Annotated in this window: 21 protein-coding genes; 19 read left to right on the top strand and 2 right to left on the bottom strand. The window is 41.9% G+C overall.

Annotation, left to right across the window (positions count from 1 at the left end; genetic code table 11):
* Window positions 1–21 precede the first annotated feature (21 nt).
* The 6 genes from V5G21_RS09030 to V5G21_RS09005 all read left to right on the top strand — a co-directional run bounded on the left by V5G21_RS09030 (window position 22) and on the right by V5G21_RS09005 (window position 5,940).
* A complete protein-coding gene (locus tag V5G21_RS09030) occupies window positions 22–816 on the top strand; it encodes an MBL fold metallo-hydrolase (RefSeq protein WP_063608867.1) in 795 nt (264 codons plus the stop codon).
* A gap of 200 nt (window positions 817–1,016) precedes the next feature.
* Window positions 1,017–2,237, top strand: a complete 1,221-nt coding sequence (locus tag V5G21_RS09025; RefSeq protein WP_063608868.1) for a S1C family serine protease — start codon at window positions 1,017–1,019, stop codon at window positions 2,235–2,237.
* 57 nt (window positions 2,238–2,294) lie between these two features.
* Window positions 2,295–2,522, top strand: a complete 228-nt coding sequence (locus V5G21_RS09020) for a CxxH/CxxC protein (protein WP_338465520.1) — start codon at window positions 2,295–2,297, stop codon at window positions 2,520–2,522.
* Window positions 2,523–2,599: 77 nt separating this feature from the next.
* Window positions 2,600–3,079 carry a 23S rRNA (pseudouridine(1915)-N(3))-methyltransferase RlmH gene (gene rlmH, locus V5G21_RS09015; RefSeq protein WP_063608869.1) on the top strand — a complete coding sequence of 160 codons (480 nt, stop codon included), beginning with the start codon at window positions 2,600–2,602 and terminating at the stop codon, window positions 3,077–3,079.
* 109 nt (window positions 3,080–3,188) lie between these two features.
* Complete coding sequence (locus tag V5G21_RS09010) at window positions 3,189–4,535, top strand: SIR2 family protein (RefSeq protein WP_251225755.1); 1,347 nt, start codon at window positions 3,189–3,191, stop codon at window positions 4,533–4,535.
* A gap of 28 nt (window positions 4,536–4,563) precedes the next feature.
* A complete protein-coding gene (locus V5G21_RS09005) occupies window positions 4,564–5,940 on the top strand; it encodes an SIR2 family NAD-dependent protein deacylase (RefSeq protein WP_251225754.1) in 1,377 nt (458 codons plus the stop codon).
* 881 nt (window positions 5,941–6,821) lie between these two features.
* On the opposite strand, the gene V5G21_RS09000 is transcribed toward V5G21_RS09005, so the two are convergent.
* Window positions 6,822–7,529: a class I SAM-dependent methyltransferase gene (locus tag V5G21_RS09000; RefSeq protein WP_251225753.1), complete on the bottom strand. Its 708-nt coding sequence runs from the start codon at window positions 7,527–7,529 to the stop codon at window positions 6,822–6,824.
* Between the two features lie 559 nt (window positions 7,530–8,088).
* Between V5G21_RS09000 and V5G21_RS08995 the strand changes: the two genes are divergently transcribed.
* From V5G21_RS08995 to V5G21_RS08945, 11 genes are all read left to right on the top strand, one after another.
* A complete protein-coding gene (locus tag V5G21_RS08995; protein ID WP_251225752.1) occupies window positions 8,089–9,429 on the top strand; it encodes a four-carbon acid sugar kinase family protein in 1,341 nt (446 codons plus the stop codon).
* A 21-nt stretch (window positions 9,430–9,450) separates the two neighbouring features.
* Entirely contained in the window at window positions 9,451–10,071 is a 621-nt protein-coding gene (locus tag V5G21_RS08990) for a GntR family transcriptional regulator (RefSeq protein WP_094424437.1), read from the top strand.
* A 30-nt stretch (window positions 10,072–10,101) separates the two neighbouring features.
* Window positions 10,102–11,136 carry a zinc-dependent alcohol dehydrogenase gene (locus V5G21_RS08985; RefSeq protein WP_095254676.1) on the top strand — a complete coding sequence of 345 codons (1,035 nt, stop codon included), beginning with the start codon at window positions 10,102–10,104 and terminating at the stop codon, window positions 11,134–11,136.
* 3 nt (window positions 11,137–11,139) lie between these two features.
* Window positions 11,140–12,129, top strand: coding sequence for a TRAP transporter substrate-binding protein (locus V5G21_RS08980; RefSeq protein ID WP_095254675.1), 990 nt, complete (start codon window positions 11,140–11,142; stop codon window positions 12,127–12,129).
* Window positions 12,130–12,133: 4 nt separating this feature from the next.
* Window positions 12,134–12,640 carry a TRAP transporter small permease gene (locus V5G21_RS08975; RefSeq protein WP_011248912.1) on the top strand — a complete coding sequence of 169 codons (507 nt, stop codon included), beginning with the start codon at window positions 12,134–12,136 and terminating at the stop codon, window positions 12,638–12,640.
* A complete protein-coding gene (locus V5G21_RS08970; RefSeq protein WP_073304360.1) occupies window positions 12,637–13,911 on the top strand; it encodes a TRAP transporter large permease in 1,275 nt (424 codons plus the stop codon). The genes V5G21_RS08975 and V5G21_RS08970 overlap by 4 nt, the downstream gene beginning before the upstream one ends.
* A gap of 25 nt (window positions 13,912–13,936) precedes the next feature.
* Entirely contained in the window at window positions 13,937–14,593 is a 657-nt protein-coding gene (locus V5G21_RS08965; RefSeq protein ID WP_095304206.1) for a class II aldolase/adducin family protein, read from the top strand.
* Between the two features lie 176 nt (window positions 14,594–14,769).
* Window positions 14,770–15,033: a YfzA family protein gene (locus V5G21_RS08960; protein ID WP_073304362.1), complete on the top strand. Its 264-nt coding sequence runs from the start codon at window positions 14,770–14,772 to the stop codon at window positions 15,031–15,033.
* Between the two features lie 122 nt (window positions 15,034–15,155).
* Window positions 15,156–16,004: an ABC transporter ATP-binding protein gene (locus V5G21_RS08955; RefSeq protein ID WP_095254672.1), complete on the top strand. Its 849-nt coding sequence runs from the start codon at window positions 15,156–15,158 to the stop codon at window positions 16,002–16,004.
* The gene (locus tag V5G21_RS08950) at window positions 16,001–16,660 is read left to right on the top strand and encodes an ABC-2 transporter permease (protein WP_011248902.1); all 660 of its coding nucleotides are present in this window, start codon (window positions 16,001–16,003) and stop codon (window positions 16,658–16,660) included. The genes V5G21_RS08955 and V5G21_RS08950 overlap by 4 nt, the downstream gene beginning before the upstream one ends.
* A 717-nt stretch (window positions 16,661–17,377) precedes the next feature.
* The gene (locus V5G21_RS08945; RefSeq protein WP_035205727.1) at window positions 17,378–18,181 is read left to right on the top strand and encodes a sulfite exporter TauE/SafE family protein; all 804 of its coding nucleotides are present in this window, start codon (window positions 17,378–17,380) and stop codon (window positions 18,179–18,181) included.
* Between the two features lie 134 nt (window positions 18,182–18,315).
* On the opposite strand, the gene V5G21_RS08940 is transcribed toward V5G21_RS08945, so the two are convergent.
* Window positions 18,316–18,501: a hypothetical protein gene (locus V5G21_RS08940; RefSeq protein ID WP_035205729.1), complete on the bottom strand. Its 186-nt coding sequence runs from the start codon at window positions 18,499–18,501 to the stop codon at window positions 18,316–18,318.
* A 520-nt stretch (window positions 18,502–19,021) separates the two neighbouring features.
* On the opposite strand from V5G21_RS08940, the gene V5G21_RS08935 reads away from it, so the two are divergent.
* Both V5G21_RS08935 and V5G21_RS08930 read left to right on the top strand, forming a co-directional pair.
* Entirely contained in the window at window positions 19,022–20,683 is a 1,662-nt protein-coding gene (locus V5G21_RS08935; protein WP_011248900.1) for an ABC transporter substrate-binding protein, read from the top strand.
* Window positions 20,684–20,737: 54 nt separating this feature from the next.
* Window positions 20,738–21,694, top strand: coding sequence for an ABC transporter permease (locus V5G21_RS08930; RefSeq protein ID WP_011248899.1), 957 nt, complete (start codon window positions 20,738–20,740; stop codon window positions 21,692–21,694).
* The last annotated feature ends 5 nt before the right edge of the window (window positions 21,695–21,699 follow it).

Raw genomic sequence — 21,699 nt, 5'->3', positions numbered from 1 at the left:
TGGAAATGAGGGGGAAACTAGATGAGTATGCGGTTCAGCGTGCTGGCCAGTGGCAGTACGGGAAACGCGATGTATGTCGAAACGGCATCGCAGCGCCTTTTAATTGATGCCGGGCTAACCGGGAAAAAACTGGACGAGCTGTTCCAGAAAATTGACCGCAACCCAAAAGACATTGATGCGCTGCTTGTCACCCATGAACATAGCGACCATATTAAAGGAGTCGGCGTTTTTGCCAGAAAGCATCAAGTGCCGATCTATGCGAACGCAAAAACGTGGAAAGCGATGGAGAAACAGCTCGGGCAGTTGTCTCTTGACCAAAAGTTTGAGTTCGGCTTGGAGACAGTCAAGCAGTTTGGCGACATAGAAGTCGAGTCATTTGGCGTCTCCCACGATGCAGCTGAACCGATGTTTTTTGTCTTCCGCCACGAAGGCAAGAAACTCGTTTTAGCGACCGATATGGGCTATGTGAGCGAACGAATTAAAAAGACCGTTGCAGGCGCCGATACGTACGTGTTTGAGTCCAACCATGATATGAACATGCTCCGTGTCGGCCGCTACCCGTGGAACGTCAAACGTCGGATTTTAAGCGATTTAGGCCATGTGTCCAACGAAGATGCAGCAATGGCGTTGACCGATGTCGTCGAGGACAAACAAGCCAACATCTACTTAGCCCATTTAAGCCTCGACAACAATATGAAAGAATTAGCGCATATGACAGTCAAGCAAGTGTTAGAGCAAGAAGGGCATAAAGTCGGCGAAACGCTGCGTCTATACGATACGGACCCTTATCACCCTACCCCCCTCTCGATCGTTTAAAAAGGGGCGAAAGCGTAAATAAATAGAAAGAACCTACAGTATTCGTTTTTTTATCAAACTTCCGCAACAGTTATCGATAATTGTTAAACGAAGGTCAAAAATCGTTGAAATGCCCGCAAATGCCTAGACCATCAGGCGAACAGGGGTATAATAAAGATACATAGAACGAATACGACTGTTTAGAGGGAAGGGGTATAATCATGGGCTACTATGATGACCAGCAAGAAACGCGCTACCGTGAGCCAAATAAGAGCTCAAAAAAAGTGGCTGGTTTGTCCGCGTTTGGCGGCGCCATCATTGGCGGTGCGCTTGTGTTAATTGCTTCACCCATTATGTCGAGCCTCGGCCTTGGCATAGATGATTCAGCAAGTGAAAACAACAACGCCAACACAGAACCGAATACCGAGCAAAACGCCGAGAATGTTATTAACCTCGACGTCAATTCAGCGGTCACAGACGTTGTGAGCAAAGTGTCCGATGCAGTCGTCGGCGTCATTAACATGCAGCAAGCCAACATGTTCGGATCAAATGAAACAGGCGAAACAGGCACAGGGTCTGGCGTGGTTTATAAGAAAGAAGGCGACTCGGCATTCATTGTTACCAATAACCATGTCATTGAAGGCGCTTCGGAAATTGAAGTTGCTTTAACCGACGGCACTCGTGTTCCAGCAACACTTGTAGGCCACGATGAACTAACAGACTTAGCTGTCCTCGAAATCGATGGCGAAAATGTCACAACCGTAGCCGAGTTTGGCAATTCGGATGAATTAAGCGTCGGCGAACCAGCCATTGCGATAGGCAACCCACTTGGTCTTGAATTTGCCGGCAGCGTCACACAAGGCATTATTAGCGCGACAGAACGAAGCATCCCCGTCGACTTGAGCGGCAATGGCCAAATTGATTGGAATGCAGAAGTGCTGCAAACAGACGCAGCGATTAATCCCGGGAACAGCGGCGGCGCACTTATTAACATTAACGGCGAAGTCATCGGGATTAACTCGATGAAAATTTCCGGCGGTGCAGAAGGATTAGGCTTTGCGATCCCTTCTTCCATCGTGCAGCCAACCATTAGCGATTTAGAACAATATGGCGAAGTGCGGCGCCCGACACTCGGCATCACATTACGCTCGCTCAATGAACTGCCAAGTTCCGCTCTCCAAGGAACGTTGAACTTGCCTGAAGACGTAACAGAGGGAATCGTCATCGTCGGCGTCCAAAACGGCAGCGCTGCAGCCGATGCAGGCCTGCAAGAACGAGACGTCATCGTCGAAATTGACGGCAAAGCGATTGAAAACCCACAAGACTTGCGCAAACTCTTATACGCTGAACGCTCCATCGGCGACACCATTTCCGTCACACTTTACCGTGACGGCGACAAACAAACAATCGATGTCACCCTTGAAGAACAAAGCGACGTATAAACAAATCCACAGCTCCCGCGAACGACGCGCGCGAGCTGTTTTTTTGCTTTGTGGATTGTGCAAAAGAAGCACTCGCTGTGGATAGCCAAGCCATGCTATAATAGCAAACGACGAAAGAAAGGACGGATTCAATTGCTTTACGCCTGCACAGAACATATCGAACTAGCACTAGACGTCGCCGTAGACGAATGGGAAGTTGCACCAAAAATCGAAAAAACCACAACCGACAACGACGCCACATGCACCTACTGTGGAAACAAAGCCACATACACTGTGGCGAAATAATCAGATATACACACTGTTGATATGTGGATAAGTTATGTGGATAAACTGTTTGCATCTGAAAAAGGAGTTATACACAAGTGAATATCACGATTCTATCCGTCGGCAAACTAAAAGAAAAATACGTAAAACAAGGCATCGACGAATACAAAAAACGCCTAAGCGCCTACGCCAAGATCCAAGAAATCGAAGTCCCAGACGAAAAAGCACCCGAACACTTAAGCGCAGAAGACATGCGCCTCGTCAAGAAAAAAGAAGGCGAACGCCTCCTCGCCAAAATAAGCGCCGACAGCCACGTCATCGCCCTGGCAATCGAAGGCAACATGAAAACAAGCGAACAGCTCGCAAAGAATATTGAACAGCTCGGCACATATGGAAAAAGCAAAATCGCCTTCGTAATCGGCGGTTCATTAGGATTGTCTAACGACGTCTACGCCCGCGCAGACGAACTGCTGTCATTCTCAAAAATGACATTTCCTCATCAACTGATGAAGCTGGTGCTGTTTGAGCAACTTTATAGGAGTTTTCGGATTATGAGGGGGGAGCCGTATCATAAGTGAGGGGGTTATTGCCAAGACTTCTTTTTTATTATGGAAAGTAATAGAAAAAACGGTTATTATGAAAACATACTTATAAGTGTAAGATAATAGGAGGAGTTGAAGTATATAAATGACACAATACGTAGAAAAAATCTGCGAGTGCGTAATTTGTAAAAATAACCATGGATTTAGTCTTCCTAGTGATATTATTGAAGCAGTTAAAAATAGAAATCTAGTCGTTTTTGCCGGGGCAGGAGTAAGTACTGAATCTAGAAGTGTTTACAACTATACATTATATGAGGAAATAAGAGATTTATTAAATATAGACGAAAGTATAAATTTGTCATTTTCTGAATTAATGAGTCAATTTTGTAAGCAACCAAATGGACGGGCTAAACTCTTAAGAAAAATAAAAGATAGACTTGATTATGTAAGTTCTTTCCCTGAACTAGAAAGAAGAGCTTCGAATTTTCATAATGAACTTTCAACAATACATCAGATTACAGAAATAATTACTACGAACTGGGATGACTTGTTTGAAAGAAAATGCGGAGCTTTACCTATTATTACAATAGAAGATTTTGCATTTTGGAATAATCCAGGAAGAAAGGTTTTGAAAATCCATGGTTCGATAAGTAACTATGGGACAGTTATTGCAACTAAAGAAGATTATGATAAATGTTATCAATCTTTAAATAGTGGAATTATTGGAAGCTCGTTAAAGACTATGCTTGCTACAAAATGTGTTGTATTTATAGGGTATTCATTTGGAGATGAAGATTTTAATAAGATATATAACTCCCTAACAGAAGAAATGAAAGATTTCTTGCCACATGCCTATATAGTTACTCTAGATGAGAAAGCTGAAGAAAAATTTAGGGATATAAATATTACACCTATTATTACAGATGCAACATTTTTCATACAGGTATTAAAAGAACATTTAATTACTTTAGAATTAATAGTGCCTGATGAAAACTTTGGCAATATATATAATGTATTAGATGTAGTCCAAGAGGAGCATATTAGACTTTCTAACTCATTCAATATAAAAGAAAATCCTGAAATTATTTTAACTTTATGTTATCAAGATGGACTTATCCATTCGTTTGAAAGAATTTTAGCAATGAAGAAATCAGGCTATTATTCAAACCCTAAACAAGTAAGAAAAATTATACACAACTACGAAGTTATTAAACAACAAAAATATACTGATGGTGTATATCATGATGTGGCTTATATTGATGGATATATTAATGGATTAATATACTTTTTGTATAACGAGGAATTTGACTGGCCACCTTGTTATTATGTGTTTGGCTATGAGGAGGATATTTTTGATTTTAAAGAGTTTTTAGATTTAACAGTCAATTCAAGAACTATACATCCTGAATCTTATAAATATGCTATGAATATTGCCGATAAGACTCATAATAAAAATGGAGATACTGTATTTCATCACACACCATTTTTATAGAAAAATTTCATATGGAGGTTTTATAAAGGTGAGTGAAGTTATTTCTAGAGAGGTAGTCTTTGAGAAACTATTTAATGCATTTAACTATGGAAATTTAGGTATGTTTATTGGAGCAGGGTTTTCTAAGGCGGTAATTGGTAATGATTTTCAGCCAGCGCTAGGATGGTTCGAATTAATAAAAGAGACAAGTGAAAAATTTGAGATAGAAGTCCCGAATGATGATGAATTAGTGGGTGTTTCGTTACCTGAGTTAGCAACTTCTATTTGTAAAAGGTTAGCTATAAAGCGGAGTATTGATTATTTTGAAGCTAAGCGTCTATTTAAGAAAGAAATATGTAATTTATCTAACTGGCTCCCAAGTGAGAAGAGGACAATTGAATTTAGAGAAATCTTTAATATTTTTAATCCTTCATGGATAGTTACCACAAATTATGATTTAGTTCTTGAGACTATTCTTACAGGTAAGAGCAAGAGTCTTAGTCCAATGAATTATCTATCCGCTCCTAAAAATATTATTCCCATTTACCATCTACATGGGACTAGGTTAGATCCGGAATCTATTATTATTACACAGGAAGATTATATACCACTATTTAGACCTAATGAATATAGACAGGCTAAGTTAGCAATGACGATTAGAGAATCAACTACTCTGATATTGGGATACGGTTTAGGAGATGTTAATGTCTTATCTGCAGTTGATTGGTCTAAGAATATATATACAGAAGAAAATGAATACCCTTATGAAATAGTACAAGCTCTTTGGACTAGTACTCCTAAGGATGAAGCTTATAGAGATGAAAATGGTAATATTATCATTGAAATAAGCGATTTAATACAATTTTTAAATGATCTGATAGTTTATATTGTTAAAAAACAAAAAGAATATGACTCTAAACTTTCTCAATTAAATGAGCTAATAGGGAGCTTAGAAGGACAGCAAGAAGAATTCGTACAAGGTTTTATAGATAAAAGAGAAGTTAGATTAACTTTAATAAAGATAGCATCAAGGTTTGAACATCATATGATATCTCCATATATTCAGTTTTTGACCGTTTGTATTGATAAGGTATGGGAAAAGACTTCAGAAAATGGAGCATTTAATATGTACGATAAATATTTAAATATAATATTGGATTTGGTCATTAATTATGAATATAAGAAGATGTCACCAAGATTGTTTCAGATAATTGCTCAGTCATTAGATAGAGTGCTGTATTATGTCAGTTTTAGTTCAGCTAGAATGCTTGTAGGTGATAGCTTTTCTGCAACTCGTTCTTGGCATGCTAGAAAAACTGATATACCAGAGGAAATGGTATATCAGCTATACCAATATTCTAAACAGACCGTTCTCAGTAATTTAAATCGTAGAGTAAAAGAGTTAGTGGCTGAAGATGATAGATAACCATATTTTCACAGTAATAAAAGGCCCGTCTAATTTATTCTGATATACTTTGATTAGTGATTCCCAAGGAACGTGGAATATCGAATGGGTTCTGTAAATCATGGCACCAATGATATGCTTTTCCGGAAAACTAAACACATTGTCCGCTGAATCGTATACTTTTTCCCCTTGACGGTAACCGCACTGTCTAAAGTTAATGCAATTCCGCAGTAGGGGATTCCTTTTCCAAAATCTTCATTCAAAAAGCTAATGCTACTTATTTGTTCTTCTTTGTTGAATTCTTGTATGGTAAGCAGGTGAACTATTTGTACAAGAATTACATATCGAACCTCATTTGAATCTGTTAGCAACAAAGTAAAGCACCTGTTATATATTCGGGTGCTTTTGAAAAAAGAGGGATAGAAAAAATACCCTCGTCATTTATAATTTCATGTAGCCAGGAGGAATTGAACTAAAATGCGCATACCACCATATCGTTCACACATGCCCAATTTATTCAATAGACATAACCCAACCTACCTCTTTCGAAACTTGAACATCTCCAAACAAAGCATCGAGAATACAACCGAAGTAAGCACCAAGAAGGAAATAACCGCTCCTATCAAACTTTTTTCCACATACTTTGAAAGAAGATACAAAGTCATACTCGCCACAACAAAATAGATAACATATCGTAGGTATTTCATTAAGTTGTCTCAATCCCTTTTCTTCTGTCTACTCTCTCTCGCTGAACCGCTGCATACGGCTTTTGTGCGTCGGGATGTGAAGCCCGTAGGATAAAGTAGCACGGAGTCCACAAATCCGCAAACAGATGAAGGACAAACGATCATTGCCGTCCTTATAGCCAACAAGTGCACCTTGATCAGAACACTCATCCTCCATTACCGAGGCTTAACTCCCCCAAAAACAGCCAACTCCATCCATTTAAAATAACAATCTGCATGGTCAAAGCCGATTTGGCGAAGCCATTCAACCTGTGAATACACATTTTCAAGGATATTATCTGCTTTATCTGGACTATTATCGTACTCTTCCTGAACCTCACCGCGAGGCCTGTTGTTATACTCGGCCAGGTGGTCAACGAACAACGCATCATGCAGTTGTTCTAATTCAGCCGTAGCCGAGGCAGTATGCTCCACATTGACAAACACACCACCTGGCTTCAATGCATTAAAAATTTCGGCATACAGTTTCTTTTTTCGATCATGGGGCAAATGATGAATCGCATACCCGGATACAATGCAATCCATGGAGCCTGGCTCTGCAAAGGCTGAGATGTCATCCTCCAGATCAGCCTCCACAAAAGTACAGCGTTCCTGATGCTCTGCCATGTATTGAGCTGCATTGTGCAGCATTGGTTTGGAGTGATCGACTAAAATAGCTCTTGCCTCTGGAGAACTTTGCAGCAGCAGCTTGGCCAGAAAGCCATTGCCGCAGCCAAGGTCGAGCACTTGGACAGGTTTGCTCTGAAAGTAGGTGATCACCTGAAGCATCATTTTTGTCTGATCTGCACCGTAAGGAATGCCGCCACGTACTTGCTTCAAATAATGCTCTGTCACCTGATTTAGCTTCCATGAGGTTGTACTCACGCTATCTCCGCCTTTCCGTTCGTATTATGCAGTATCAAGAACCTTACCCGCAACTGTGTGGTAGTCCGTGACGCCGGCTACGTCGAAGTAGAAGTCCCTTTATCTACTCATTCTTTTTGGTCCAAAATTCAATAGCTGGAAAGGTGAACTTGATCAGCTGTATAAGCTGCTTTCTCCCCACCCAAGAAGTGACTTTGTCTAAACACTCCCAGCCTAAAAGCTCTTCACATCATTGAACTGCCTGGTCAAAATGCTCACGATCTACCATAATAAAGCCACCAACGATACATTCAAACTCGCTCCTTTAACTATCAAGCATAAAGGTTAGACCTAGTTTAATGTCAATAATAGATTTAAAATTTTTTCATTTATTTTTCGACTATTTAATTATCACGACAAAGCCTTTAGCGATGGTCCATCAACGTATTGAAGGCGTGGCAGTTTGTCTAATCACCTTACTCCCTCCCCAAATTTCCACATTGACAAATCCATAAACCACTGTTAAGCTCCAAATAGATTCAACTTAGATCTAAGTTAGATTCATGGTGGTGAAAAAAGAATGAATCGGTTGTTGTTAGGCTTTTATGGAGACGATTTCACAGGTTCGACGGATGCAATGGAAGCGCTTGATCAGTATGGGTTAAAGACGATTCTTTTTTTAAGGATACCGGATCAAGGAATGCTTAAGCGGTTTGAAAATGTTGATTGTATTGGCGTCGCGGGAACGGCGCGAGCGAAGGGGAAAGCGGGGATGAAGGAGGAGTTAGAGCCTGTTTTTTCTTTCTTGCGTGATCTCAATCCTTCTTTTGTCCATTATAAAGTGTGCTCGACGTTTGATTCGTCGCCTGAAACGGGGAGTATTGGGTTTGCGAGTGATTTGGCGAGACGCTATTTTGAGAAAGGCAGCTATCCTTTGCTAGTGGCGGCGCCGAACTTAGGTAGGTATACGGTGTTTGGGCATCATTTTGCCGCGTTTAAAGATGAAGTTTTCCGGTTGGATACACATCCGGTCATGTCTAGGCATCCTGTTACGCCAATGGATGAAGCGGATTTGGCGAAGCATTTGCAGAAGCAAACGAAGCAAAAAATTGCAAACGTCACCATTCTTGATTTGGAGGCAAAGTCTGCGTCGGAGATTGTGAAAGACGAAGAGCGGGAAGCAGGTCTTATCGTTTATGATGCGCTGAATCGTGCTCATATGGAGAAGGTTTCTGAAGTGCTATGGGAAAAAAGGGGCGAACGAGCTCAGTTTGTTGTCGGGTCTTCAGGTGTGGAGTATGCGCTTGGCGAGGCAATGAAGCGTGAAAAGCAAACTCAACCGACAGACAGACTGAAGAAGCCGAGTCAAGCGGAGCGGATTTTTGCTGTTTCGGGAAGCGTGTCAGATGTAACGAAAAGCCAGTTGCTTGCTGCTGAAGCTGCAGGGTTCCACGCTATTCAAATTCCTGTGGAGCTGTTTACAGATGAAGCGAAGGCAGAAGCGTTTTTAGCGGACGTTGCAGCGATGATTGCTGCGAAGCAAAAGGTGGTTATTTATACCGCTAAAGGGGCTGATGACCCGGTTATTGTGGAAACAAGGAAGCATTTGAGCGAAAGTGGTGTAGCGAAAGACGAGATCGGCATTTTTATCGGTGAAAAGCTCGGTGCGTGGACGAAATCGATTTTAGATCGTGTCGATGTCCGACGGGTGATTATTTCCGGCGGTGACACTTCTGGTTTTGTTATATCGAATCTCGACATTTATGGGTTGGAAGTATTGGATTCTGTTGCGCCAGGGGCTCCTTTATGTTTAGCATATTCTGAGAGCGAGAAATTTGATGGACTGGAAATCGCCTTAAAAAGCGGTCAGCTTGGCGGTGAGCATTTTTTTGAAAACGTTTATCGATCTGGCTCTAAATAAACTAAAGGAATGAACGTGGACATGTTATTGAAAGATGTTGCTTATGAAAAAATTAAAGAAAAAATTTTAGAAGAGCATTACGAACCTGGCCAGTTTTTATCGGAGCGAACGTTAATCGATGAGCTCGGCATGAGTAAAACGCCGATTAAAAATGCATTGGTGCGGCTTGAATCGGAAGGGTTTGTGACCGTTTCTTCTAAGCAAGGCATCATCGTTGTCGATATATCGATCGAACGGATCAATGATATTTACAATTTGCGGATTGCGTTAGAGACGTTTAATTGCCAGGAAATTTATAAGCGCATAACAGATGACCAAATTAACGAGTTAGAAGAGAATGTCGAAGCCACGAAAGAGGCTGCGGCTAATAAAGATGTGAAGGCATTTGCCACTTTGGATCATGAGTTTCATTTAGCGATAAGCGAGTTTGCTGGAAACAGTGAGATCACGAAAATTTTATTAAATTATCAGGATCATTTGCGGAGAATTACGCTTCGGCATTTACGGAAAGACCCTGATCGGGTCAAAAAATTTTATACGGAGCATGTCGACATTTTAAATGCATTGAAAACCAAAAATGACAACTGCTCTGATTTGATGAAAAAGCACTTGTACGAATCAAAGATGATGTATTTTCAATGATTGGTTGGTGCAATAAGGAGAGAAACGACGATGAAAGCTGTTTTTGTAGACGATGCAGAAAAAATTAACATCAAAGAAATCGACATACCGGTCGTGAAGGACAATGACGTGCTCATTAAAGTGGCCGTGGCCGGTATTTGTGGATCGGACATTCATACGTATAAAGGATTGCACCCGTTTCGAAAACCGCCTGTCGTCATTGGTCATGAAGTGGCTGGCGAAGTTGTGAGCGTTGGCCAAGCGGTAAAACGTGTTCAAGTTGGAGACCGGGTAACGGTTGAACCGCAAATTGGCACGGGAGAGAGCGAAGGCGTGATGACAGGCCAGGCGAACTTGTCCGATAAGCGTTTGGCCCCTGGAATGGGCGATTGGCTTGGGACAATGGCTGAATACTTCGTTTCTCCTGAGGCGCAAGTGATTAAGCTGCCCGATACGGTCAGCTATGAAAAAGGGGTGTTAGTTGAGCCGTTGGCGGTTGGTGTCCATGCTGCACGTAAAGGGGATATCCAACCAGGGGACCGTGTCGCGATTTTAGGTGCTGGACCGATTGGCTTGTTGACGCTTATAGCGGTAAAAGCGAAAGGCGCCTCACACGTTGTGGTGACCGATGTGTTAGACTACTCCCTTGATGTTGCCAAACAAATGGGGGCAACGGCCGCGATTAATATAAAGGGCAAGCCAGATTGGATTGAGGAAGCAAAAAGTCAAGTCGGCCGGTCATTCGATAAAGTGCTAATTACCGCTGGCGTGCCAGGCATCATTAATGATTCATTGAACTTATTAAAAAAAGGGGGACGTGCTGTAACGGTCGCGATGTTTCATGGCCAACAAGATTTTGATGTGGAACAACTACAGCAAAATGAAAAAGAAATTGTTGGCTGCATGACGTACAATCGTCCCGATACGGAAGAAGCGTTGGATATCATCGCCAAAGGCGCGCTTCCAGTTGAAAAAGTGATTTCTCATCAATTGTCTTACGAACAGGCTGGAAAGGGGTTTGAAATGGTCGATAAAAAGCAAGACAACTCTGTAAAAGTGATTGTTTCATTTGAACAGGAGGGCTAAAGGATGACAAGAAAACAGTGGTTATGGCCTGTTGCAGCTATCGCCCTTGTTTTAACTGGCTGCAACGTTGGACATGCAAATGAAGGCGAGCCGAAAAAGCTACGTCTTGGCCATATTCAAAGTGAGTCGAATGCGTGGCACAAAGGCTCACTCAAATTTGCCGAATTGGTGCATGAAAAAACAGGCGGCTCTGTCAAGGTAGAGGTTTATCCAAGCTCTACTCTTGGCGCCGACCGCGACTTGGTTGAAGGCATGCAAATTGGCTCTGTTGATTTTGCTTTAGTAGCTGGCGTAATGTCTAACTTTTATGAACCCTATTCGATCTTAGAGCTCCCTTATCTATTCGAAGATTTGGATCATTTAGAGCAATTTGTCTATGGAGAAGATGGTAAGCGATTGCAAGAAGAGACGTTAGAAGCAACAGGGGTAAGAGGGCTGGAGTTTTGGCTCCGTGGAGCACGGCAGCTAACAACCAATAAGCTTGTGGAGTCACCTGAAGACCTTCGCGGCGTAAAAATTCGTGTACCAAACATTGAGGCGTCTGTAGAAGGCTGGCAGGCAATGGGGGCAAGCCCGACACCGATGAACTTTGGTGAAGTGTATTCTTCTTTGCAGACAGGTGTGATTGACGCCCAAGAAAATCCAATTGAGTTCACCGCAAGTGCGAGAATTCATGAAGTCCAAGACTATCTTGTGATGACGGACCACGTTTTTGGTTATGTGCAACTATTAATGAGTGACAAAACGTACCAAGAGTTAACAGAGGACGAACAGCAAGCGGTCATGGAAGCGGCTGAAGAAGCGCGTATGTACCAAAATGAAATCGTTTCCGCGGAAGAAGAGAGCGCTTTGCAAATGATGCTCGATGAAGGTGTCGAGCAAATCGAAGTCGATCAAGAGCCGTTTCGTGAGTCTGTTCAACGTGTCAATGAGAGATTAGCTGATAAATACGGGAGAGAACTTTACGACACGATCCAAGGTATGAGGGAGTAACGCTATGAATACGTACATTCGAATCATTGATGGTATTAATAATGGGGTTAAGTCGATTGTATCTGTGATGTTGGCGATTTTAGCAGTGCTTGTTGTTTTACAAGTGATGACACGGTTTGTGATTAATGTGCCCCTTGCATGGACAGAGGAAATTGCTCGTTATTTAATGATTTATATTGTATTTCTAGGGTCCGGGCTAGCGATGCGCCATAATCAGCATATTGCCATCGATTTTTTGTTAGATGTCATTCCCCATAAAAACAAAGCGAGATTGCAAACGATTATTTTATCAATATGCGCTGTATTTTGCCTTGTTTTAGCTTACTACGGAGCCCAGTTAACGCTCATAGTTGTTGACCAGTCCACCCCGACGTTGCAATATTCAATGGCCTGGGCCTATGCAGCAATTCCCCTTGGTGCCCTATTAATGTTATTAAACATTGTCGCCTTGCTTTTGAAACCAAATAAGGTTGAAGACAGTGTAGACAGAATAGTTGGTGAGAACAAATGATCATCGTTTTACTTGTATCGTTACTCGTCCTCTTCTTTATCGGCGTGCCAGTAGCGATTGCGCTCGGTTTATCGACGAGTATGGCCATGATTGTAGCAGGCGATGTTCCTTTATTAACGCTTGCACAACGAGCGTTTGTGTCACTCGATTCGTTTCCGTTGCTAGCGATTCCATTATTTATTTTGGCTGGCGTCATCATGGAATACGGCGGCATCTCGCAACGGCTTATTAACCTCGCCAATGCCCTTACTGGCCATTTAACAGGAGGACTAGCCGTTGTTACGGTTGTGACAACAATGTTTTTTGCCGCTATATCAGGTTCAAGTGTCGCTGCGACTGCCGCTTTAGGGGCAATTTTAGTGCCTGCGATGATTAGCAGAGGGTACGAAAAAGAATTTTCAGGAGGCGTGCAAGCTGTATCAGGGACACTTGGCATTATTATGCCGCCGAGCATCCCATTGATTTTGTATGGCACAGCAGTCGGGGCATCGATTGGCGACTTGTTTATTGCTGGAATGGTCCCTGGCATCCTTATTGGCATTGGTCTAATTGTAACTGTTTATATAATTGCCAAAAAACGGAACTATGCAAAAGAAGACAAGAAAAGTGGAAAAGAAATTGGTACAGCGTTTGTAAAAGCGATTCCGGCACTGATTATGCCTGTAATCATTTTAGGCGGTATTTATACAGGTGTGTTTACGGCAACGGAGGCTGCCGGTGTAGCTGTTGCCTACGCCTTTATTGTAGGGGTGTTTGTCTATAGGGCGATCACGTTTACGAAAATCAAAATGATTTTGTCTCAAGCATCGGTAACAACGGCAACCATTATGCTTATTTTGGCGACAGCGGGCTTGTTTAGTTGGATTTTAACGATTGAGAATGTACCGCAGCAAGTGGCAAGCGTCATTACGTCGATTTCCGAAAATCCATGGGTATTTCTCGGTATCGTTGTTCTATTGCTCCTCCTCGTAGGCATGTTTATGGAAACAAATGCATCGATTATTATTTTGGCGCCGATTCTTGTGCCAGTGGCATCGGAATTAGGGATTGACCCTGTTCACTTCGGCATCGTCATGATTGTCACACTTGCCATCGGCATGGTCACGCCGCCACTTGGGCTCAATCTCTTTGTTGTATCAAAAATCGCCAACTTAAGGATGGATCGGTTAACGATTAGCCTCATTCCCTTTTACATCACTATATTGATCTGTCTATTGATTGTTACGTTTATTCCGTCTCTCACAATGACCGTTGTAGAGTGGATGAAATAATCAAAGTGAAAAAGGAGCGTTATATATGCAAAACGATTCGATTTTGCAAGACTTGCAAAAGACAGGCTTGTTTATGATGGAAAAAAACCTCGCTTGGGGAACAGCAGGGAATATTAGTGCAAAATGTGAAGATGGCTATTTAATTTCCGCTACTGGGACCTATTTAGGCGAATTAGAGGTAGAGGATTTTGCTTATTGCCAAGGAGGAGAGCATCTTGCTGGCAAAAAGCCTTCAAAGGAATATGTAATGCATGAAGGCATTTACGAACAGCGGCCAGAAATCGGGGCGGTTCTCCACTCATCCCCGTTTTATAGCACATTGATCGCCAACAGCGACCTTCATTTGCCATCGAACTACTTTGTCGAGTCGATGTATTACTTAGAGAGAATTGTGCGTATTCCTTACTATCAGCCAGGCAGTAAAGAGCTAGCCCAAGCCGTTAAAGAGAGAGCAAAGGAGGCAAATGTCTTTCTGCTAGAGAACCACGGCATTATCGTCTGCGATGTGAATCTGAAAGAAGCACGCACGGCGTTGCAAACGCTTGAATACACAGCGCGCATGCATATCACAGCATTAGAGAAAGGCATAACCATCAACGGTTTAAGTGACGATACAGTCCATCAGTTTCTTCATCACTCCGGCTATAAACCGGTAAGACAGTGGGGAGAAACCAAACAATAAATGTAAAACAGGTTGCAGGAAGCAGCCTGTTTTTTTGATGAACCTTAGTGTAAGAAGATACAAACCTATTCTTTAGGAACAAATTGAAGATTGAATTGAAATACAATTGACGCATTACATAAAAGCGATTACAATAAAGGGAAAATTATTCTAATATGTTTGAATAAGGGGATTTTATGCATATTTTCAGATCGATCATTGTCTTTATTACTTTTCAAGTTGTCTTTATTGTGGTTGATATTATTGGCTGGGAACCCAATCGTAACAGATTGTATGAACTAGTGATCGGATTTCCACCGATCCGATTTTTTGAAGAAACATTTGCCCCATACAAAATGCTGGAGTTCAATATTATGACAGCAGGATTTCTAATTGCTTTACTAGCAAGTATTATTTCCCAACTATGGTCACGTTCGTCAAAAGAAACTCACAACAAATGAAATCGCATGACAAACTTTAGCAGTACGCTTAAAAGTCTGTGATTTATGAATTAAAAATAAAATCTTGAAATGAGATGATTTACACCTCTGATAATAGGAATCTATACAAAAGGAGAATCACGATGTCAGTGCTCTTGAAAGTGGAAAACTTGAACAAATCTTATCCTGATTCTGCATTTGAGCTGCAAGACGTGTCTTTTTCGATACCGTATGGCTCGATTGTTGGGTTTATCGGCGACAATGGAGCTGGAAAATCGACAACGATGGGTGCGATCATCGGCAATTTACATCGAAACAGCGGTTCGATAGTGATGGAGGGACTAGAAATTGACGGTGATCATCTTGCTTTAAAAAAAGACGTAGGTGTGGTATTTGACACGATGAAGTTGCCTACTTCATTAACGATTCGTAAGTTAAGCAAAGTCTTGAAGCATATTTATAAGGAATGGGATCAGCGATTATTTAACGAGTACATAACGATGTTTTCATTGCCGGAAAATCAGAAAATCGGAAAATTTTCAAGAGGGATGTCGATGAAGTTATCGATGGCGGTTGCATTATCCCACAATCCCAAATTATTAATTTTAGATGAAGCGACGGCTGGGCTAGACCCCTCAGGGAGACACGATGTATTGGAGATTCTATCTAAATTCGTTAAAGACAAAACGCGCAGTGTCTTGCTGTCTTCCCACATCACGAGCGATATTGAAAAAATTGCCGATTACCTTATGTTCATTAAAAACGGGGAAATCATTTTAAACGTAAGCAAGGACAAATTACTAAATGACTTTGCCGTTATCGAATGCACGAAGGAAGAATTCGAAAAAGTAGAACCAGTCGCTTTTAGGAAGAAAAATGAGTTGTATGAAGTTTTCATTTCAGATCAGCAAGTAGATGCATCAACAATGAAGAGGAAGAAGTTTTCAATTGATGATATTACGCTTTTATTGATGAGAGGTGAAAGGAAATGAAAGGCCTGTTGCTTAATCAGTATTTTTCTGTCGAAAAGAGTTTTTGGATGTATCTTTTTGGCAGTATTTTGCTTGTCGGCGCTCTATTTATGGTAGGGAACACGAGAATAGAAAGGGTTGCCACTTTTGTACCGATTGTGTTTATGGTGTCTCCTGCTCTCGAAGTATTAAAACATGAATCAAGTTCAGGGTGGAATAAATTTGCTTTAACGCTTCCCCTTAAAAGAAGGCAAATTGTCCAAAGTCATTATCTCTTTTTTGTCTCATCGGTATTGATCGGACTTGTCATTACTATGCTTCTTTTTAGTCTAGTTGAATTAATGAAAGGGAACGTTCTAACGTCTTCTTCCGTGAATTCCATTATGAATGCAATAGGGATCGGGCTTATAATGGGCGCTGTCGCTTATCCATTAACATACATGCTCGGGACTGAGAAGTCGGATACCGTATTAATCACAGCCGTTTTTAGCTCAATTGGATTGTTATTATTAGGCGGTTTCATATTCGGTATCCTTCTAGAGACGATTCCGTTAACATTTCTGCAACAAGGCAATCCAGACGTTTTGTTTTCGTTGGGGTATTTAACGATGGGCATTGTGATTTATTTGGTCTCTTATTTTTGGGCCATTAAGATTTATAAACAAAAAGAATATTAGACGGCGTAACGCCTACGGGATTCAAAATCCCGTAGGCGTTAGGTTTGTTTAGACAGAATCGAGAGCCTACCTTAAAAAAAGGCTAAGTGCCACTGTGATTAGTGCTAGGAAGATATAAACAAGTCCTTTGCTTGTGTGATTTTGATGAATTTCTGTTATTCCTTTTATGGCAACTAATACAGCTAATACAACAACTACTGTGGTTATGACAAATGTAAACCCGCCTGTCAAATTGCTAATGATTAGAGCAGGAATAGAAAAAATCGCGAAAACGGCCCATATTATACGTTCTTTCGTCTCCAATTCAACCGCTCCTTTGGGAAGTAAAGATGTGTGCCCTACCTCTCTAATTACCATAGCGTTATTTGCTAAAACTCCTTATCTGCTAACATAAGGCCATAAGTGTATCGGTCCAATCATTCATTCTCGATACAGGCTTATCCTCTTCCCCGTTCACACTAGTAAAATACTCGATTATACGGCTTGTATGGATAGCAGTCATAAAGATCGCCTTATTAGCCATTTTTTAATTAGTAGACTTGATAACCGCTATCTAATGGAATTTCTAAAAAGTTGCTGCAACGGTTATGGATCTACGTTAATCTATTAGTGAGTCATTTCAACAATGGCTGTTCGCCAACGTCATTCCAGGGATTTGGAAGTGGCTTTTTTCTTTTATACTAGTATATAGACTTACTCGTGAAAGTAGGATGCGCAGTGCTTATTTCGGTCGTTCTTTACTCATTAATCGGGATTTTGATTGGCATACTTTCAAGTTTATTTGGCTTTGGGGGAGGGTTTGTCGTTGTCCCTGTCTTGGTTGCGTTCTTGCCTGACTCCATTCCGCCAGATTATTTGATGCATACGGCTGTTGGTACGTCTCTTGCTGTAATGATCATTAACTCGTTCAATTCAACATTCAACCATGCGAAAAAAGGCAATGTGAAGTGGGTTGTTTTTAAAGGGATGGTTTTCTATATTGCCATCGGTTCTTTAATAGGAGGAGTTAGTGCGGTCTATATCAACAGCGATATTCTAAAGTTTGCCTTTATCGGTTTATTGTTGTACGTCATTGTAAGCAATCTATTAAAGAAAACATTTACTATCCATGTGGAGGACCAAGATTTTCGGATGCCGAGCCGGAAATCAAGGGGGCCGGTAGGGGTTGGCATCGGGTTGATTTCAACGATGTTAGGTGTCGGCGGCAGTGTGATGACGATTCCTTATTTCAGAAAGCAAGGGATGCGGATGTTGAATGCGGTCGCCCTTGCGACGCCGCTCGGCTTGCCCATTGCGATTGTGGGGGCATTCACTTTTTTAGTCACAGGTTTGCAAATAGAGGACATGCCTGGCTCCACGCTTGGGTTTATCTTTATTCCGGCTCTGTGTGGATTTACACTCGGTGGGTTTATTGGCGTACCACTGGGGCGGTCGTGGGCGCAAAAAATCCCCGATGCCGTCTATTCCAAAGTGTATTTAATCTTGCTGGTCATTGTTGTCATCATGATGATGTTAGAATAAGCGTAAACGTGCCGCCTTTAAGAAAGGATTGATTCTTAAAGGCGGTTTGTCTATATATAAAGAATGGTAGGAGCATAAAGGGGGGAATAGGCGATACATAGGATGTTTTGCTTGAGCGCGGTTTCATTTATCGTCTAAATAACAAAAGCAATAATCACGACGACAATGACGGAAATCGGCACTATTAAAAAATAGAGCCATGTAAAGGTTTTTAAGCTTTTTTCGCTGCTGTAGGAAGAATCGGTCGATTTCATAGCGAATAACGATACAATTAAACCAATTAAACAAATCAATCCAATAATGATATAGAGCGCAATCATGTTGATCTCCTCGTTTCAGTAAACATTCCATAGTGGCTAACAATTTTACCGTACCATATTAAAGAACCGTTTGGAATAACACCGCTGTTTTTGTTTATGTAGAACGGCTTAAACCGATCTTCTCCTTTGGCCGCTTAGTCGTTTTAGCAAGCGTCCTCCTTCAATGATTATCACGCCATTCTCTAAAGGAAATGGTCCTATCCTCTTCTCCATCGGCATAAACATAGTTTTAAGGGGGATTCCTATCTCGGTTTTACAAGGTGATCGTTCGTGTTTACACGGTGAGAAGAAGGGTGCATGAAAATTTAATTGAATTTTCTTTTTATTAGTAAGGATGTTAAGGAAGAGTAATTCTTATAAAGTTGGGTTGACTTATAGGAATTATATGGTTTAATAAGACTTAGTTTATGTTGTAAAAAATTAATGGAGTTGTGAAGGAGGAGTTAGATTGGTTTTAAGACAAAAATGGCTCTACCCTGGTTTTCTTACAGTGGCATTGTTAGGCGCTTGCAATACGGAGATGGGCGCGGATGATTCAACCCGTTCTGTAGAGGAGAACGGCGAAAACGAAGAGGAACCAACGGTTGTAGAAGATGTAAAGGTAAAAGCGGCTGATCCATCCTCCTCACCTGCATTAGCAAGCAATCGAGGGAATACGGTTGTTGTTGGTTTACAGGAGCCTGGAGGCATCTTTACGCCTCATTTTAATACAAGTGGCTATGATGGAAATGTGCAAGCTGTCATGTTTCCGCCCCTTGTTGACATAAATGAAAAGGGGGAGCCATTCGGACGGCTTGCAGAGGATTGGGACATCTCGGAAGATGAATTAACGTATACATATTATTTACGGGATGACCTGAAATTTGATGACGGCTCTCCTCTTACTGCCAATGATGTAGCTTTTACGGTAACGCTTTTGTTTGATCCGGATTATCCAGGAACGACAGATTTGACAGAAACCAACTTGGTTGGCGGCCTCGATTATAAGGAAGGCGATGCTGACAGCATTGCGGGCATTCATGTAATTGACGATCAAACGATTGAATTTCAGCTAGAAGAACCAAATGCGCGAGCGTTGACTCTGCTTGGCGGCACTGTGCTTAGTGAAAACTATTACGGAGAGAAATACGAAAAAGGCGACTTGGATTATATGAGTGACTATCATTTAAAGCCACTTGGGGCAGGCCCTTTTAAATTTGAGGCGTACCATCCTGGAGAAGAGATTCGGTTCTCGGCCAATGAGCATTATTATAATGGCAAGCCAGAGGTCGATACATTTGTGTACCGAACGACGGAAGGGGATTCGCAACAGTTTTTCCAAACTGGGGAATTGGATTACAGCGGTTTTGTCGCTACGAAAGATAATTTTGAACTGCTGGAGTCAATGGAGTTTGCCAATATTGATCTGTATACTTCGTCGAATTACAGTTATATCGCCTTTAACCATGAGTCCGAGGTGTTTAAAGATCCGAATGTTCGGATTGCTTTTAATTTGGGGCTAGATCGGCAAGCGTACATTGACGCTCGGTTTCAAGGATACGCACAGCTAGCCAATGTCCCCGTGTCGCCTATTTCGTGGGCCTATACAGACGAAATCGAGGCGTTTCCATATGACCCTGAAGAAGCGAAGCGGCTTCTAGACGAGGCTGGATGGAAGGAAGGGCCTGACGGCATTAGAGAAAAAGACGGGCAGAAGTTAACCGTCTACTTCTTTACAACGGATGGCAGTGGCAGCAATGATATTTTTGTAACGCTCGCGCAAGAAAACTATAAAGACATTGGTGTCGATTTTCAAATTGAACAAATGGATTTTAATGCGTTGCTGGCACGTGTCGACAACGGCGATCATGATCTCGTGTCTTTCTCGACCACGATGCAGCCAGACCCGCATATCGGCGTGCAAGCCTTTCATTCAAGCCATACTGGCAATACATTTAAAGGGTACAAAAATGAGGAAGTCGATCGTTTAATTGAAGCCTCCGTAGCTGTAAGTGATCTTGATGCTAGGGCGGAAGCCTACCATGAGCTTTATGAAAAGTTAAAAGAAGATCCGCCAATCATTCTTCTCAATTACAACAAATCGCTTGCGGCAACCAATGCACGTGTAGAAGGATTTGAACCGAATGGGTTTCGAGGCATTAGCTTAAGTTTAGAAAACTTGCGGGTGGTGGACACACCTTAAAAAGAGGGGTGTCTATCCCCCTCTTTTTAACGTTTCTGACAAGGAGGGGTGGCATTGGGGAATTATTTTATCAAACGGCTATTGTACTTAATCCCAACGTTGATTGGGGCATCGATTTTGATCTTTTTTTTATACTCGATGATCCCTGGCAATTTTATTGACTCCGATCCAAATTTAACTGCTGAACGAAAAGCAGAGTTATATGCGCTGTATGGGTTTGACCAACCGACAATCGTTCGTTATTTTGTGTGGATTGGAAACCTGTTGAAAGGGGATCTAGGCTATTCGCTTCAATTCCAGCGCCCTGTCAGTGAGGTGCTTGGCCATTACATATGGAGCTCTTTTATCGTCGCCGGGGCGTCGCTCATTCTTACATGGGGCATCGCTTTAATGGTTGGCGTTGTTTCTGCGACCAAACAGTACTCTTTCTATGATGCGGCCGTTACTGTTCTTGTCTTTGCGGCGATGGCCACGCCGTCCTTTTTTCTCGGCTTGATTGTGATCAAAATTTTCGCAGTTGACTTTGGCTGGTTTCCTGCCGGTGGGATGACAACATCCGGTGTTGAGTACAGTGGATTTGCTTATATGAAAGACGTATTAGAACATATGATATTGCCGGTTCTTGTGCTCACGATGCTTGGAATTGGCGGGTTAACGCGGTACTTTCGCACCAATATGCTAGAGGTGATTAAGCAGGATTTCATTCGTACAGCCCGTGCGAAAGGGTTAAGAGAAAAAGTGGTTGTTTACAAACATGCATTAAGAAATGCGTTGCTTCCTGCGATCACATTGTTTGCGTTTGAGTTGCCAGCGCTTTTTAGCGGCGCCATTATTACAGAACAAATTTTCAACTGGCCAGGGATAGGGGCGATTTACATGCAAGCTTTTTCCGTCAGGGATTATCCGCTCTTAATGGGATTTACGATGTTTATCGCTGTCCTGACGGTGATTAGCAATTTAATCGCCGATTTGCTTTATGGAGTCGCCGATCCCCGCGTCCGTGTTAAGTAGGAAGG

Origin of the sequence: Shouchella rhizosphaerae (assembly GCF_036700015.1) — a bacterium.
Classification (GTDB): Bacteria; Bacillota; Bacilli; order Bacillales; family Bacillaceae_D; genus Shouchella; species Shouchella rhizosphaerae.
The sequence above is the reverse complement of the archived record's forward strand: the minus strand, read 5'-3'. Positions and strand labels throughout refer to the sequence as shown.